This is a genomic window from Pseudomonas delhiensis (genome assembly GCF_900187975.1).
Taxonomy (GTDB): Bacteria; Pseudomonadota; Gammaproteobacteria; order Pseudomonadales; family Pseudomonadaceae; genus Pseudomonas; species Pseudomonas delhiensis.
The window spans coordinates 51,567-64,415 of sequence record NZ_FZPC01000016.1 but is presented as its reverse complement, the minus strand read 5'-3'; the positions used below and the strand labels follow the sequence as shown (position 1 = coordinate 64,415).

Genomic DNA, 12,849 nt, shown 5'->3' with positions numbered 1-12,849 from the left:
CTCCGTCAGCGTGCGCCCAGCAAGGTGTAGGTTAGAACGCCCGCGGCCGTCGCCAGCAGCGAACCTGCGACGTGCACCGCGATTTCCCCCAGCGCCCAGGCCACGCGTCCGGTCTGCAGCAGCGAGAAGGTTTCCGCGGAGAAGGTCGAGAAGGTGGTCAGGCCGCCGCAGAAGCCGGTGATCAGCAGCAGGCGCCATTCCGGGCTGAGAGTGGGGTTGGCGGCGAAGAAGGCCACGGCCAGGCCGACGACGTAGCCGCCGATCATGTTGGCCGCCCAGGTGCCCGGGGGAATGGTGGTGAACAGGGCGTTGAGCTGCAGGCCGAGGAACCAGCGCAGCAGGCAGCCGATGGAGCCGCCCAGGACGATCACCAGGATGGATTTCAGCATGCCAGCGGGCCTCCGTCGGAGGAGGGTGGGGGCAATGCCGGGGAGGGGAGTGGGTGGGGTGTCGCGGTCACGGTCCGGTCCTTTTGCAAAAGGACAGGACGCACACCTACGCACCCTGTCCAGGGTTCACGCAGGCATCATCAGCACGGGGGGCGGTTAAAGGAGGAATGCCATCTCCTGCGGCGAAAGCTAGCATTTTACCCCCATGGGGGGAACCCCTTTCGCTGGCTGAGCGAGGCGCCCGGGGCCGGGCCGGCGGACTGGCCGCCGCCGTTTCCATTCGGCGCAGGAGCTGTAACCATGTGGCGGAAGTCGCAGGACGAACCGGGAGGCATGATGCACCCATCGCAGCAGCAGGCGCCGGAAACGGCCGGCAAGGCGGGCCGCACGGCCTGGCTCAACGGCACGGTGGTGGGGGCGGGGGTGACCAGCGCCCTGGGCGATTTCTGCTACGAGACCACCACCGTGATACTGCCCGGGTTCCTCGCGGTGCTGGGGATTCCCGCCGCCGCGCTGGGCATCATCGAGGGGATCGCCGACGCCCTGGCCGCCTACACCAAGATGTTCTCCGGCTACATCGCCGACAAGCTGGGGCATCGCAAGCTGCTGGTGGTGATCGGCTACGGGCTGACGCCGGTCGGGCAGGTGCTGCTGGCCCTTGCCCTGGGCTGGCCGCTGATCCTCCTCGGGCGGCTGGTCTCCTGGTTCGGCAAGGGGCTGCGCGGCCCGCTGCGCGACGCCATCGTGGTCCAGGCGGTGACGGCCGAGAGCCGCGGCCGGGCCTTCGGTTTCCACCGCGCGATGGATACCCTGGGCGCCGTGGCCGGGCCCCTGCTGGGCGTCGCGCTGCTGGGCTGGGCCCAGCGGCTGCCCTGGGATGATGCCAGCGGGCCGTTCCGCCTGGTGCTGTGGCTGAGCGTGATTCCCGGCGTGCTGGCCGTGCTGGCGTTCCTGACCCTGGTCAGGGACCCGCAGCACTCGGCGAACCCCGGGCTGAAGTTCTTCCAGACGCTGAAGGGCCTGCCGCTGCGCTTCAAGCGCTACCTGGGGGCCGTCGGGCTGTTCGGCATCGGCGATTTCAGCCACAGCCTGCTCATCCTCGCCGCCACGCAGTTGCTGGCCGGCAGCCTGGGCGTGGTCCAGGCGGCGCAGGTCGCCGGCCTGCTGTATGTCTGGCGCAACCTGGTGCAGGTGCTGACGTCCTATCCCATCGGCGCGCTGGCCGACCGCCTGGGCTCCCTGCCGGTGCTGGTCGCCGGCTATGCCCTGGGCGCCCTGACGGCGCTGCTGGCGGCCCTGGCCTTCTGGCTGCGGGTGGACAGCCTGCCGCTGCTGGCGCTGCTGTTCACCGTCGCCGGCCTGTACGTGTCGGTGCAGGAGGCCCTGGAGTCCACCGTGACCGCCGACATGGTGCAGCCGCAGACGCTGGCCCTGAGCTATGGCGCGCTCGGCACCGTGAACGGCACCGCCAAGTTCGTTTCCAGCGCGACGGTCGGCCTGCTCTGGAGCGCCGTCTCGCCGGTGCTGGCGTTCGTCTGCGCCGCCGTGCTGATGGCCGCGGGCACCGCCGCGCTGGCCCGGCTGCGGGCCCGCGGCGGCTAGCCGGCGGCCGCGGGCTCGGTGAAGACCTGCGCGTACAGGTCGGTGCCGAACGCGGTGGCCAGCGGGGCGCCCTCGGTGATGCGGAAGGTCCGCCCGCCGTCGTCGCGGCGCTCGGCGCGGAGGAACAGGCTGCCCGCTGGCGGCGCTTCGTAAAGGCTGTGGGCGAAGTCGTGGAGGTGGGTGACGAAGAAGGTCTTCACCCCGGCCTCGGCCAGCGCGCGCACCACCTGGCGGGCGATTTCCGAGCCCTCGCGCTCGTTGGTGGCGGCGAAGGATTCGTTGCACAGCAGGATCGAGCGCGGGCTCAGGTGGTCGACGATGTCGCTCATGCGGGCGAGTTCCTCGTCCAGCTTGCCGCGCTTCATGCTGGCGTCCTCCTCGCGCTTGTAGTGGGTGTACAGGCCGTCGCAGAGGTTGGCGCGCAGCTGCCGCGCCGGCACGAACAGGCCGCACTGCAGCATCAGTTGGGCGATGCCGATGCTGCGCAGGAAGGTCGACTTGCCGCCCTGGTTGGCGCCGGTGATGACGAACAGCTGGCGGTCGTCGCCGGCCAGGTCGTTGCCGACCACCGCGCGCCGCATGTTCAGCGCCAGGCAGATGTCGTAGAGGCCTTCGAAGGCCTGCCGGTACTGCCCGGCGGGGCTGACGTCGGCGAAGCAGATGTCGCCGCGCAGCTCGCTCAGGTGTTCGCGCAGGTTGAGGCAGCCGATGTAGAACGCCAGCTCGGTGCGCAGCATGGCGAAGAAGCCGGTGATGTGCTCGGCGGCCTGGGCGAGGGCGTTGGCCACCTCGTTGGCGCCCCTGTCCTGCAGCTCCGACAGCGCCGTGGCGCCGGTCTCGTCGCGCTCGGCGATCTCGTAGACGTAGCTCTCCGGCTTCTTGCTCAGCAGGCGCTTGAGCCAGGAGCCCTGGGGCCTGGGGTAGCGCCGCAGGCAGTAGGCCACGCCGCGGTTCAGCGGGCCCAGGCGGGCGCTGACGAGAAAGCCCTTGCGCAGCTTGAGCTGCTCGAAGTGGTCCTGCAGTTCGGCGAAGTACTGGTCGCTGATCTCCTCGCGGATCAGGGCGAACAGCTTGCCGAAGCCCTCCGAGGCGAAGCGCCCGGCCTGCTCGTCGGCCATCCGCCGCAGGCGCCGGAGCAGGTCGATCTGCAGGTGCAGCAGCTTCAGCGAGCGGTGCATGATGCTGCTGGGGTACTTGGTCATGAAGCTCAGGTAGATGTTCTGCTCCAGCCCCAGCACGTCCAGGGCGAGGCGGTACAGGTCGCGCACCACCGCCTGGTTGGCCAGGCAGTCGCGCAGCACCGCCTGGCGGTAGCGGACCACCTCCGGGGTGCTGTCGAAGGCGGTCAGCAGCGCGCAGCGGGCGACCTGGCGGAGGTACTTGTCGTCGCCGGCCATGGCGTCGAACAGGGTGTCCAGGGCCAGGTCCTGGACCAGGTCCTCGGCGTGCAGCGGCGGCGGCTTGTCCAGGTCGAAGTCGGCCTGCGGGTACATGAGGTGGGCTTTCATGGCCGGATGCGCTCCTTCACGCTGTCGTAGGCGAGGCGGTGCTTGCGGGCGATGGAGAGGGCGTAGGACAGCCGGTCCGCGGGCTTGCGCAGGACCTTGAAGGTGCGCCGGGACGGGTCGTCGGGGTCGACGCAGCTCATCATGCTGACGATGCTCTGGCCCATCTGCGTCAGCTCGTGGATGAAGGTGACGCACACGCAGAGGGCGTCCAGGGCGATGATCCGCGCGAGGATCTTCTGGCCGAGGAAGGCGGCGTCGCTGGCGGTGGTCGAGGAGAAGATCTCGTTGATCAGGATCAGGCTGCGGCCGCTGGCGCCCTCGAGTATCCCGCGGGCGCGGAGCAGGTCGTCCTGCAGCTTGCCGCGCAGGTCGCCGGGGCGCTCCTGTTTCTCGAACAGGGTGTAGAGGCGGTCGAAGAGGAACAGCTCGGCGGCCTCGGCCGGCACCCGGCAGCCGATGCAGGCCAGGTAGTGCAGCTGGCCGACCAGGCGGGCGAAGGTGGTCTTGCCGCCCTGGTTGGGGCCGGAGACCACCAGGATGCGCTCGCGCCCGGCCAGCTCGAAGTCGTTGCACACCACCTCCAGGCGGTTGCTGTTGCGCACCAGGCGGCTGGCCAGGGCGAGGTCGAAGGCGTTGCGGGCGAACACGGCCTTGCTGTCGGTGCGCACGCCGGGGAAGCAGAAGGGCATGCCGGCGTCCACCAGCGGCTGGATGTAGGCCAGGTAGGCCAGGTAGAACTGCACCTCGCGGTCGAAGTCCTGGACGGTCGCGTCGATGAAGTCCGCGTGCTTCTCGCAGAATCCGGCCTGCTCGGCGAAGACCTCCGGGTAGAGCTGCGCCACCCTGTCCAGCACGGCCGCCTCGACGTGGTTCATGCCCGGCCATTCGTTGAACCTGGCGTGGTAGTCGCGCACGTCGCCCTGGCGGAATTTCGCGAAGGTCCTGTCGATGGCCTCGCTGATGTCCTCGGTCGGCTCGTAGCGCTGGACGCGGACCTGGTTGTCCCTGATCAGCATCGAGTAGGTGACGGCGCCGAGCCCGTCGAGCAGGTGGCGGGTGTCCCCGGCCAGGCCGACGAAGCGCTCCGCGGCCAGGTAGCGCCCCAGGTACGCCAGCAGCCCGCGCAGGCCGCGCGACGCGAAGGGGCGGGCGGCCAGGGCCCGCGCCAGCTGCGTGAGCGTGTCGCAATACACCCGCACCGCCTCGACGAAGCTGCGCTGCTGCTGGCGCGCGTAGTAGAGCTTCTCTTCCGGCACCAGGTGCCGGCGCACGGCGCGCATGCCGGCGGCGAAGGCCTGGAGGTCGGCGAGCAGGCCGGGGTCCAGCAGGTCGTGCATCACCTCCTGGCGGTAGACGATGGCGTCGAGGTCGTCCAGGTGGGTGTAGAAGAACGGCTCCAGGTCGTACTCGTGGCGGTCCGCGGTGATGGCGTCGACCACCTGGTCGAGGTTCAGGTCCCTGAAGCAGGGCGGCGGCGCGCTGGCCAGGGTTGGCCGGCGAGCGCCGGGGAAGAGGATGCTGTGGAAGTCGCCGGGGGGCGTGTCCGCGACGTGCGGATCGAGCGCGGCGGTGCCGGAAAGCGGCTGCATGGCTGATGACATGATCCATTCCTCCGGGGGGCGGATGTCGTCCGGGGTCATGCAGGCATCATCAGCACGGGGGCGGTTAAAGGAGGAATGCCATCTCCTGGTTCCTACCCTAGCAGAATATCCGCGGAAGGCCCATTGCGTCCGCCGGTGCTTGACGGCATGCTCCATCCCTGATTTATTGAAACCGGTTTCATAGCCCTCCGGCACAAGTGAATACAAAAGGATCGACAGGGTGAACGACATGCTTCCGCCTGCCCGCGGGCGGGTCACCATCAGCGAGGTGGCCCGTGCTGCCGGCGTCTCCAAGGCCACGGTGTCGCGCTACATCGGCGGCGACCGGCAACTGCTCGCCGACGCCACCGCCCAGCGTATCGAGGCGGTGATCGAGCAGCTCGGCTACCGCCCCAGCCGCATGGCCAGTGGCCTCAAGCGTGGCCGCACGCGCCTGGTGGGCATGCTCCTGGCGGACATCCGCAACCCTTACTCCGTCGCCGTGATGCATGGCGTGGAGACCGCTTGCCGCCAGCACGGCTACAGCCTGGTGGTGTGCAACACCGACCGCGACGACGAGCAGGAGCGCCTGCACCTGCAGGCGCTGCAGTCGTACAACGTCGAAGGCCTGATCGTGAACACCCTCGGCCACCATGCCGGCGAGCTGGCCAGCCTAGCCCGCGAGCTGCCCATGGTGCTGGTGGACCGCCAGTTGGAAGAGCTGCGCTCCGACCTGGTGGGGCTGGACAACGCCGATGCCGTGGAGCAGGCCCTGGACCACCTGCAGGCCCGCGGCTACCGCGACATCCTGGCGGTCAGCGAGCCGCTGGACGGCACCAGCTCGCGGCAGGAGCGGGTAGCCGCCTTCCAGGCTTCCATCGCCCGCCGGCCCGGCCTGCGCGGCCAGGTGCTGGAGACCGGCGACGACCTGCGCGAACGCCTGGCCGCCTTCCTCGCCAGCGCCGGGCATGGCCCCCAGGCCCTGTTCACCTGCAACGGCGTGGCCACCCTGTGCGCCACCCGCACCCTGCACCAGATGGGCGTGCGCCTGTTCGACGACCTGGGCCTGGTCGCCCTCGACGAACTGGACTGGTACCCCCTGGTCGGCGGCGGCATCACCGCCCTGGCCCAACCCACCGAACGCATCGGCCAGGCGGCCTTCCAGTGCCTGCTGGAACGCCTGCAGGGCGCCACGCAACCGGCGCGGCGCCTGGACCTGCGCGCCGAACTCATCGTCCGAGGTTCCACCCCAGTACGCGGCTGAAGCCGCTGCGGCCCAGGCCGCAGCGGTTTTCGGCTGAAAATGAAACCGGTTTCATCCCGGCTGAACGAGAAGGACAAGAACAATGCACGCGAACCCCGTATCCATCAGCCTGTCCAGCTTCGGCGCCGATGCCGTGCGGCAGCGGGGCCAGGCCGCCTACCTGGAACTGCTGGCCGAGGCCGGCGCGAGCCGCGTCGAATGGCGCGAAGAACTCTTCGACGCGCTGCCCGACGCCGCCGCCCTGGCCGCGGCCAGCGCCGCCCAGGGCCTGGAAAGCCTGTACTCGGCGCCGCTGGAGCTGTGGCGCGCCGATGGCCGCCTGGAGCCGGCGCTGGCCGGGCGCCTGCGCCTGGCAGGGGAGGCCGGTGCGGTGGCGCTGAAGGTTTCCCTCGGTCACTACCGCGACGAGTGCGACCTCGAAGCCCTGCGCCCCTTGCTCGGGCAGGGGCCGGTGCTGCTGGTGGAGAACGACCAGACCGTCCAGGGCGGCCGCGTCGAGCCGCTGCTGCGCTTCTTCCGCCGCGCCGGCGAACTGGGCCTGCCGCTGGCCATGACCTTCGACATCGGCAACTGGCACTGGCAGGGCGAGTCGCCGCAGCAGGCGGCGCGCCTGCTCGGGCCCTGGGTGCGCTACGTGCACTGCAAGGCGGTGCGCCGCCGCGAGGACGGGCGCCTGGTGGCGGTGCCGCCGCAGGCCGCCGACCTCGACGAGTGGGAGGCGCTGCTGGCGCGCTTCGCCCCCGGGGTGCCGCGCGCCATCGAATACCCGCTGGCCGGCGACGACCTGGCCAGCCTGACCCGCGAGCAGGTCGAGCAACTGGCGCAGCTGGGCCGCGCCCCGGAGGTGCGCCATGGCTGAACACGACGTGCTCTGCTTCGGCGAGACCATGGCCATGTTCGTCGCCGAGCAGTGCGGCGACCTGGCCGAGGTGGAGGGCTTCGGCAAGCGCATCGCCGGCGCCGACAGCAACGTGGCCATCGGCCTGGCGCGCCTGGGCTTGCGGGTGAACTGGCTGAGCCGGGTGGGCGACGACTCCCTGGGCCGCTTCGTGCTCGCCAGCCTGCGCCGCGAGGGGCTGGACTGCGACGGCGTCGAGATCGACGCCGAGCACCCCACCGGCTTCCAGCTCAAGGCCCGCTGCGACGACGGCAGCGACCCGCGGGTGGAGTACTTCCGCCGCAACTCGGCGGCCAGCCGCCTGTCCCCGGCGCTGCTGCGCCCGGGCCTGCTGCGGGCGCGCCACCTGCACGCCACGGGCATCCCGCCGGCGCTGTCGGCGAGCTGCCGCGAACTCTCCCGGCAATTGCTGGACGCCATGTGCGCCGCCGGCCGCAGCGTCTCCTTCGACCCCAACCTGCGCCCCTCGCTGTGGCCGGACCGCGCGACCATGGTGCGCGAGGTCAACGCCCTGGCGTTCAAGGCCCACTGGGTGCTGCCGGGCCTGGAGGAGGGCCGCCTGCTGAGCGGGCGCCAGTCGCCCGAGGCCATCGCCGGCTTCTACCTTGAGCAGGGCGTGGAATGCGTGGCCATCAAGCTCGGCGCCGAGGGCGCCTACTTCCGCGACGCCGACGGCCGCGAAGGCGTGGTGCCGCCGCAGCCGGTGGCGCGGGTGGTGGACACCGTGGGCGCCGGCGACGCCTTCGCCGTCGGCGTGATCAGTGCCCTGCTGGAAGGCCGCGACCTGCGCCAGGCGGTGGCCCGCGGCAACTGGTGCGGCAGCCGCGCGGTGCAGTCGCGCGGCGACATGGAGGGCCTGCCGCAGCGCCACGAACTGGAAGCCCACGACGCGCGCCTGCGTGCCTGAACCCCGAAACCCGCCGGCCCGGCCGGCACCTGTTGCGACAAGAACAACAAGCTCAGGAGAAACGCCATGCAGATCGACCGACTCGCCCCACGCCGCTGGTGGCACATCATGCCCATCGTCTTCGTCACCTACAGCCTGGCCTACCTGGACCGCGCCAACTACGGCTTCGCCGCCGCCTCCGGGATGGCCGAGGACCTGAACATCACCCCGGCGCTGTCGTCGCTGCTGGGCGCGCTGTTCTTCCTCGGCTACTTCTTCTTCCAGGTGCCCGGGGCCATCTACGCCGAGAAGCGCAGCGTGAAGAAGCTGATCTTCGCCAGCCTGATCCTCTGGGGCGGCCTGGCCACGCTGACCGGCATGGTCCGCGACGTCTACCTGCTGGTGGGCATCCGCTTCCTGCTCGGCGTGGTCGAGGCGGCGGTGATGCCGGCCATGCTCATCTACCTCTGCCACTGGTTCACCCGCGCCGAACGCTCGCGGGCCAATACCTTCCTGATCCTCGGCAACCCGGTGACCATCCTCTGGATGTCGGTGCTCTCCGGCTACCTGGTGAGCCGGTTCGACTGGCGCTGGATGTTCATCATCGAGGGCCTGCCGGCGGTGCTCTGGGCCTTCATCTGGTGGCGCCTGGTGGATGACCGCCCGGCCCAGGCCAAGTGGCTCGACGAGGCCGAGAAGGCCGCGCTGCAGCGCGCCCTGGCCGCCGAGCAGCAGGGCATCGCGCCGATGAAGAACTACCGCGAGGCGTTCCGCTCGCCGAAGGTGATCATCCTCTGCCTGCAGTACTTCTGCTGGAGCATCGGCGTCTACGGCTTCGTGCTCTGGCTGCCGTCGATCCTCAAGCAGGCCTCGGGCCTGGACATCGTCAGCGCCGGCTGGCTGTCGGCGCTGCCGTACCTGGTGGCGGTGCTGGCCATGCTCGGGGTGTCCTGGGCCTCGGACCGCCTGCAGAAGCGCAAGCGCTTCGTCTGGCCGCCGCTGCTGGTCGCCGCGCTGGCCTTCTACGGCTCCTACGCCCTGGGCAGTCAGCACTTCTGGGCCTCCTACGCGCTGCTGGTGCTCGCCGGGGCCTGCATGTACGCGCCCTACGGGCCGTTCTTCGCCATCGTCCCGGAGGTGCTGCCGAGCAACGTCGCCGGCGGCGCCATGGCGCTGATCAACAGCATGGGCGCGCTGGGCTCGTTCTCCGGTTCCTGGCTGGTGGGCTACCTCAACGGCGCCACCGGCGGGCCCGGCGCCTCCTACCTGTTCATGTGCGGCTCGCTGCTGGCGGCCGTGGCCCTGACCGCCGTCCTCAACCCCTCGCAGAAAGCCGAGCGCCTTCGACCGGCGCTGGGCCACTAGGAAGACACGACCATGAAGAAACGCATCGTCCTCTACAAGCGCCTGTCCGACGCGCTGATGCAGCGCCTGCAGGCCCACGCCGACGTGACCCTGGTCGAGGACCCGGCCGCCGACGGCCTGGCCCGCCTGCGCGCGGCGCTGCCCGGCGCCCGGGGCCTGCTGGGCGCCAGCCTGCGCCTGGACGCCGGGCTGCTGGACCTGGCGCCGCAGCTGGAGGTGGTGTCCAGCGTCTCGGTGGGCGTGGACAACTACGACATCGCCGAGCTGGACCGCCGCGGCGTGCTGCTCACCAACACCCCCGACGTGCTGACCGAGACCACCGCCGACACCGGCTTCGCCCTGCTGCTGGCCAGCGCCCGGCGGGTGGCCGAGCTGGACCGCTGGATCCGCGCCGGCCACTGGCAGGCCGGCATAGGCCCAGCGCAGTTCGGCTGCGACGTGCACGGCAAGACCCTCGGCATCGTCGGCATGGGCCGCATCGGCGAGGCCCTGGCGCGCCGCGCCCAGGCCGGCTTCGGCATGCGCGTGCTGTACAGCGCGCGGCGGCCGCGGCCGGAAGTGGAGGCCCGCCACGGCGCGCGCCACCTGCCGCTGGAGGCGCTGCTGGGCGAGGCCGACTTCGTCTGCCTGTGCGTGCCGCTGAGTGCTGAAACGGAAGGGCTGATCGGCGAGCGCGAGCTGGCGCTGATGAAGCCCTCGGCCATCCTGGTGAACATCTCCCGCGGCCGCGTGGTGGACGAAGAGGCGCTGTTGCGGGCCCTGGGCGAGCGGCGCATCCGCGGCGCCGGGCTGGACGTGTTCGTCCGCGAGCCGCTGCCGGCGGATTCGCCGCTGCTGCAACTGGACAACCTGGTGGCGACGCCGCACATCGGCTCGGCCACCGGGGATACCCGCGAGGCCATGGCCCGCTGCGCGGTCGACAACCTGCTGGCCGCGCTGGCCGGCGAGCGCCCGGCGAACCTGGTCAACCCCGGCGCCTGGGCCCGTCGATCCGGCTGAACCACCCCCCATGAGGCCGGTCCCACCCAGATGGACCCCCGTTGCCAAGGACACACTGCCATGTTCAAACCTGCCGCCCTGACCCTGCTACTGTGCGCCAGCACCGGCCTGTTCGCCGGCCCGGCCGGCGCCGCCCAGTACTACGACCTGCTGGTCGGCACCTACACCGGTGCCGGCAGCCAGGGCATCTACCGTTACCGCTTCGACAGCGCCAATGGCCGGATCCAGGCCAGGCCGCTGCAGGTGGTGCCCGGCGAGAACCCCTCCTGGCTGACCCTGGGCCCCGACCAGACGCGCCTGTACGCCGTCAACGAGAACGGCCCCGGCGGCAGGGACGTGGTCGGCAAGGTCAGCGCCTTCGCCATCGACCCGGCCAGCCACCAGCTGAGCCCGCTGAACCAGGTGGAAAGCCGCGGCGACGAGCCCACCCATTCCAGCCTGGCGGCCGGCGGAAGGCACCTGTTCGTGGCCAACTACGCGGTGCACCCCGACCCCGGCGGCAACCTCGCGGTGCTGGGCATCGACGAGCAGGGCCAGCTGACCGGGGTGGTGCAGCAGGAGCGCCACGGCGCCTCCCGCGTCAACCCCGAGCGCCAGGCCAGCAGCCACGTGCACTCGGTGGTGTCCGGGGTGGACGGGCGCCATGTGTACGTGCAGGACCTGGGGGCGGACAAGGTCTTCGTCTACCGCTACGACGCCGCCAACCGCGAGCACCCGCTGAGCCCGGCGCAGCCGCCGGCGGTGGACCTGCCGCCGGGCAGCGGCCCGCGCCACCTGCTGTTCAGCCGCGACGGCCGCTACGCCTACCTGACCCTGGAGATGGCGGGGCAGATCGCCATGTTCGAGGTGCGCGACGGCCAGCTGCAGCGCAAGCAACTGGTGGACATGGCCGCCGGCCAGGACGCCGCGCACAAGGCCGCCGCCGCCGTGCACCTGTCGCCGGACGGGCGCTTCCTCTACGCCAGCAACCGCGGCAAGGCCAGCGAACTGCTGGTGTACGCGGTGGACCCGGCCAGCGGCCAGTTGAAGGAATTGCAGCGGCGCCCGGTGGAAGGCGTCGAGCCGCGCGAGTTCAGCCTGGACCCCAGCGGCCGCTTCCTGCTGGTGGCCAACCAGAAGAGCAACCAGGTCGTGGTCATGCGCCGCGACCCGGCCAGCGGCAAGCTGGGCGAGACGCTGCAGAAGCTCGCCATCGATGCGCCCTCGGACCTCAAGTTCCTGCGCTGAATGCGGGAGGCCAATGGCGTAGGGCGAATAACCGTTCGCGGTTATCCGCCGTTGGCCGCTCCTGCGCTGCCCGAGCCATGCCATTCCCCTGTAGGAGCGCGCCCTGCGCGCGAATCGCGGGCAGGGCCCGCTCCTACGACCGTGCTCCCTGTAACCGTAGGAGCGGACTCCGTCCGCGATCATGGCGGATAACGCCGTGGGCGTTATGCGCCCTACGGGTTTCCACAGAAACCTCCGGGCCCGCCGTCGCCACCTATGCTTACCGCCACGAACCTACAACAGCCCCGAACGCCTTGCAGCCACGGCGGGAGAGGGGCGCCAAGCCTTACACGACCTGATTGACCTGTTGGAAAAAGGAGATACCCAGCCATGTCCAACGAAGACCCCAGCGCCGCGCAACCGGCGCGGCGCGAGTTCCTGCGCAAGTCCCTGACGCTGATCCCGGTGGCCACCCTGGCCGGCGCCGGGGTGGGCAACGTGGTGCTCGGCGAGCCGGCCCAGCCCGCGCCTGCCCCGCAACCCGCCGCCGAGCCGGGGCAGGGTGGGGCGCGCGCCTACCAGCCGACCTTCTTCACCGCCCGGGAATGGGCATTCGTCCAGGCCGCCGTGGCCGTGCTCATCCCCACCGACGGGCTGGGGCCGGGGGCGGCGGACGCCGGCGTGCCGGAGTTCATCGACCGCCAGCTGAACACCCGCTACGGCAGCGGCGGGCTCTGGTACATGCAGGGGCCCTTCCACCCGGACGCCCCGGCGGAACTGGGCTACCAGCTCAAGCTCAGCCCGCAGGAGATCTACCGCCTGGGCATCCAGGAAACCGACGCCTGGTGCCAGGCGCAGTGGGGCAAGCCCTTCGCCGGACTGGACGCCGCGCAGCAACAGCAGGCGCTGGAGACCCTGGACGCCGGCAAGGCCGCGTTCCAGTCGGTGCCGGCGGCGACCTTCTTCGCCATGCTCTGGCTGAACACCCGCGAAGGCTTCTTCAGCGACCCGCTCCACGGTGGCAACCAGGGCCTGGCCGGCTGGAAGCTGATCGGCTTCCCCGGCGCCCGCGCCGACTTCATGGACTGGGTGGAGCGCGACGAGCGCTATCCCTTCCCCCCGGTTTCCATCAGCGGCGAGCGAGGTTGAGGC

Annotated in this window: 11 protein-coding genes and 2 riboswitches; of the genes, 8 read left to right on the top strand and 3 right to left on the bottom strand. The window is 70.8% G+C overall.

Annotation, left to right across the window (positions count from 1 at the left end; all coding sequences use genetic code 11):
• Positions 1-5 precede the first annotated feature (5 nt).
• The gene (gene crcB, locus CHC02_RS15650; protein ID WP_089392382.1) at positions 6-389 is read right to left on the bottom strand and encodes a fluoride efflux transporter CrcB; all 384 of its coding nucleotides are present in this window, start codon (positions 387-389) and stop codon (positions 6-8) included.
• Between the two features lie 124 nt (positions 390-513).
• Positions 514-576, bottom strand: a riboswitch (Fluoride riboswitch).
• Positions 577-725: 149 nt separating this feature from the next.
• Between crcB and CHC02_RS15645 the strand changes: the two genes are divergently transcribed.
• Positions 726-1,991 (top strand): MFS transporter, encoded by a 1,266-nt coding sequence (locus CHC02_RS15645; protein ID WP_089392464.1) that lies wholly within the window; start codon positions 726-728, stop codon positions 1,989-1,991.
• Here the strand turns inward: CHC02_RS15645 and CHC02_RS15640 are convergent.
• A complete protein-coding gene (locus tag CHC02_RS15640) occupies positions 1,988-3,499 on the bottom strand; it encodes a MutS-related protein (protein WP_089392381.1) in 1,512 nt (503 codons plus the stop codon). The genes CHC02_RS15645 and CHC02_RS15640 overlap by 4 nt on opposite strands.
• Positions 3,496-5,100 carry a MutS-related protein gene (locus CHC02_RS15635; protein ID WP_089392463.1) on the bottom strand — a complete coding sequence of 535 codons (1,605 nt, stop codon included), beginning with the start codon at positions 5,098-5,100 and terminating at the stop codon, positions 3,496-3,498. Before CHC02_RS15635 ends, CHC02_RS15640 begins: the two co-directional genes overlap by 4 nt.
• Before the next feature lie 33 nt (positions 5,101-5,133).
• Positions 5,134-5,195: riboswitch (Fluoride riboswitch) on the bottom strand.
• Positions 5,196-5,329: 134 nt separating this feature from the next.
• Here CHC02_RS15635 and CHC02_RS15630 point away from each other — a divergent pair.
• From CHC02_RS15630 to CHC02_RS15600, 7 genes are all read left to right on the top strand, one after another.
• A complete protein-coding gene (locus tag CHC02_RS15630; protein WP_425262396.1) occupies positions 5,330-6,343 on the top strand; it encodes a LacI family DNA-binding transcriptional regulator in 1,014 nt (337 codons plus the stop codon).
• 82 nt (positions 6,344-6,425) lie between these two features.
• Entirely contained in the window at positions 6,426-7,202 is a 777-nt protein-coding gene (locus CHC02_RS15625; RefSeq protein ID WP_089392379.1) for an AP endonuclease, read from the top strand.
• Positions 7,195-8,148, top strand: coding sequence for a sugar kinase (locus CHC02_RS15620; protein WP_089392378.1), 954 nt, complete (start codon positions 7,195-7,197; stop codon positions 8,146-8,148). The genes CHC02_RS15625 and CHC02_RS15620 overlap by 8 nt, the downstream gene beginning before the upstream one ends.
• Positions 8,149-8,214: 66 nt before the next feature.
• Positions 8,215-9,492: an MFS transporter gene (locus CHC02_RS15615; RefSeq protein WP_089392377.1), complete on the top strand. Its 1,278-nt coding sequence runs from the start codon at positions 8,215-8,217 to the stop codon at positions 9,490-9,492.
• A gap of 12 nt (positions 9,493-9,504) precedes the next feature.
• A complete protein-coding gene (locus tag CHC02_RS15610; protein ID WP_089392376.1) occupies positions 9,505-10,491 on the top strand; it encodes a 2-hydroxyacid dehydrogenase in 987 nt (328 codons plus the stop codon).
• Positions 10,492-10,551: 60 nt separating this feature from the next.
• Positions 10,552-11,718 carry a lactonase family protein gene (locus CHC02_RS15605; RefSeq protein ID WP_089392375.1) on the top strand — a complete coding sequence of 389 codons (1,167 nt, stop codon included), beginning with the start codon at positions 10,552-10,554 and terminating at the stop codon, positions 11,716-11,718.
• 369 nt (positions 11,719-12,087) lie between these two features.
• Positions 12,088-12,846 carry a gluconate 2-dehydrogenase subunit 3 family protein gene (locus CHC02_RS15600; RefSeq protein WP_089392374.1) on the top strand — a complete coding sequence of 253 codons (759 nt, stop codon included), beginning with the start codon at positions 12,088-12,090 and terminating at the stop codon, positions 12,844-12,846.
• Positions 12,847-12,849: the final 3 nt, after the last annotated feature.

Excerpts from the sequence above, each read along its gene's own strand:
- crcB (WP_089392382.1), bottom strand. The coding sequence starts at position 389 with ATGCTGAAATCCATCCTGGTGATCGTCCTGGGCGGCTCCATCGGCTGC.
- CHC02_RS15645 (WP_089392464.1), top strand. The coding sequence starts at position 726 with ATGCACCCATCGCAGCAGCAGGCGCCGGAAACGGCCGGCAAGGCGGGC.
- CHC02_RS15640 (WP_089392381.1), bottom strand. The coding sequence starts at position 3,499 with ATGAAAGCCCACCTCATGTACCCGCAGGCCGACTTCGACCTGGACAAG.
- CHC02_RS15635 (WP_089392463.1), bottom strand. The coding sequence starts at position 5,100 with ATGTCATCAGCCATGCAGCCGCTTTCCGGCACCGCCGCGCTCGATCCG.
- CHC02_RS15630 (WP_425262396.1), top strand. The coding sequence starts at position 5,330 with ATGCTTCCGCCTGCCCGCGGGCGGGTCACCATCAGCGAGGTGGCCCGT.
- CHC02_RS15625 (WP_089392379.1), top strand. The coding sequence starts at position 6,426 with ATGCACGCGAACCCCGTATCCATCAGCCTGTCCAGCTTCGGCGCCGAT.
- CHC02_RS15620 (WP_089392378.1), top strand. The coding sequence starts at position 7,195 with ATGGCTGAACACGACGTGCTCTGCTTCGGCGAGACCATGGCCATGTTC.
- CHC02_RS15615 (WP_089392377.1), top strand. The coding sequence starts at position 8,215 with ATGCAGATCGACCGACTCGCCCCACGCCGCTGGTGGCACATCATGCCC.
- CHC02_RS15610 (WP_089392376.1), top strand. The coding sequence starts at position 9,505 with ATGAAGAAACGCATCGTCCTCTACAAGCGCCTGTCCGACGCGCTGATG.
- CHC02_RS15605 (WP_089392375.1), top strand. The coding sequence starts at position 10,552 with ATGTTCAAACCTGCCGCCCTGACCCTGCTACTGTGCGCCAGCACCGGC.
- CHC02_RS15600 (WP_089392374.1), top strand. The coding sequence starts at position 12,088 with ATGTCCAACGAAGACCCCAGCGCCGCGCAACCGGCGCGGCGCGAGTTC.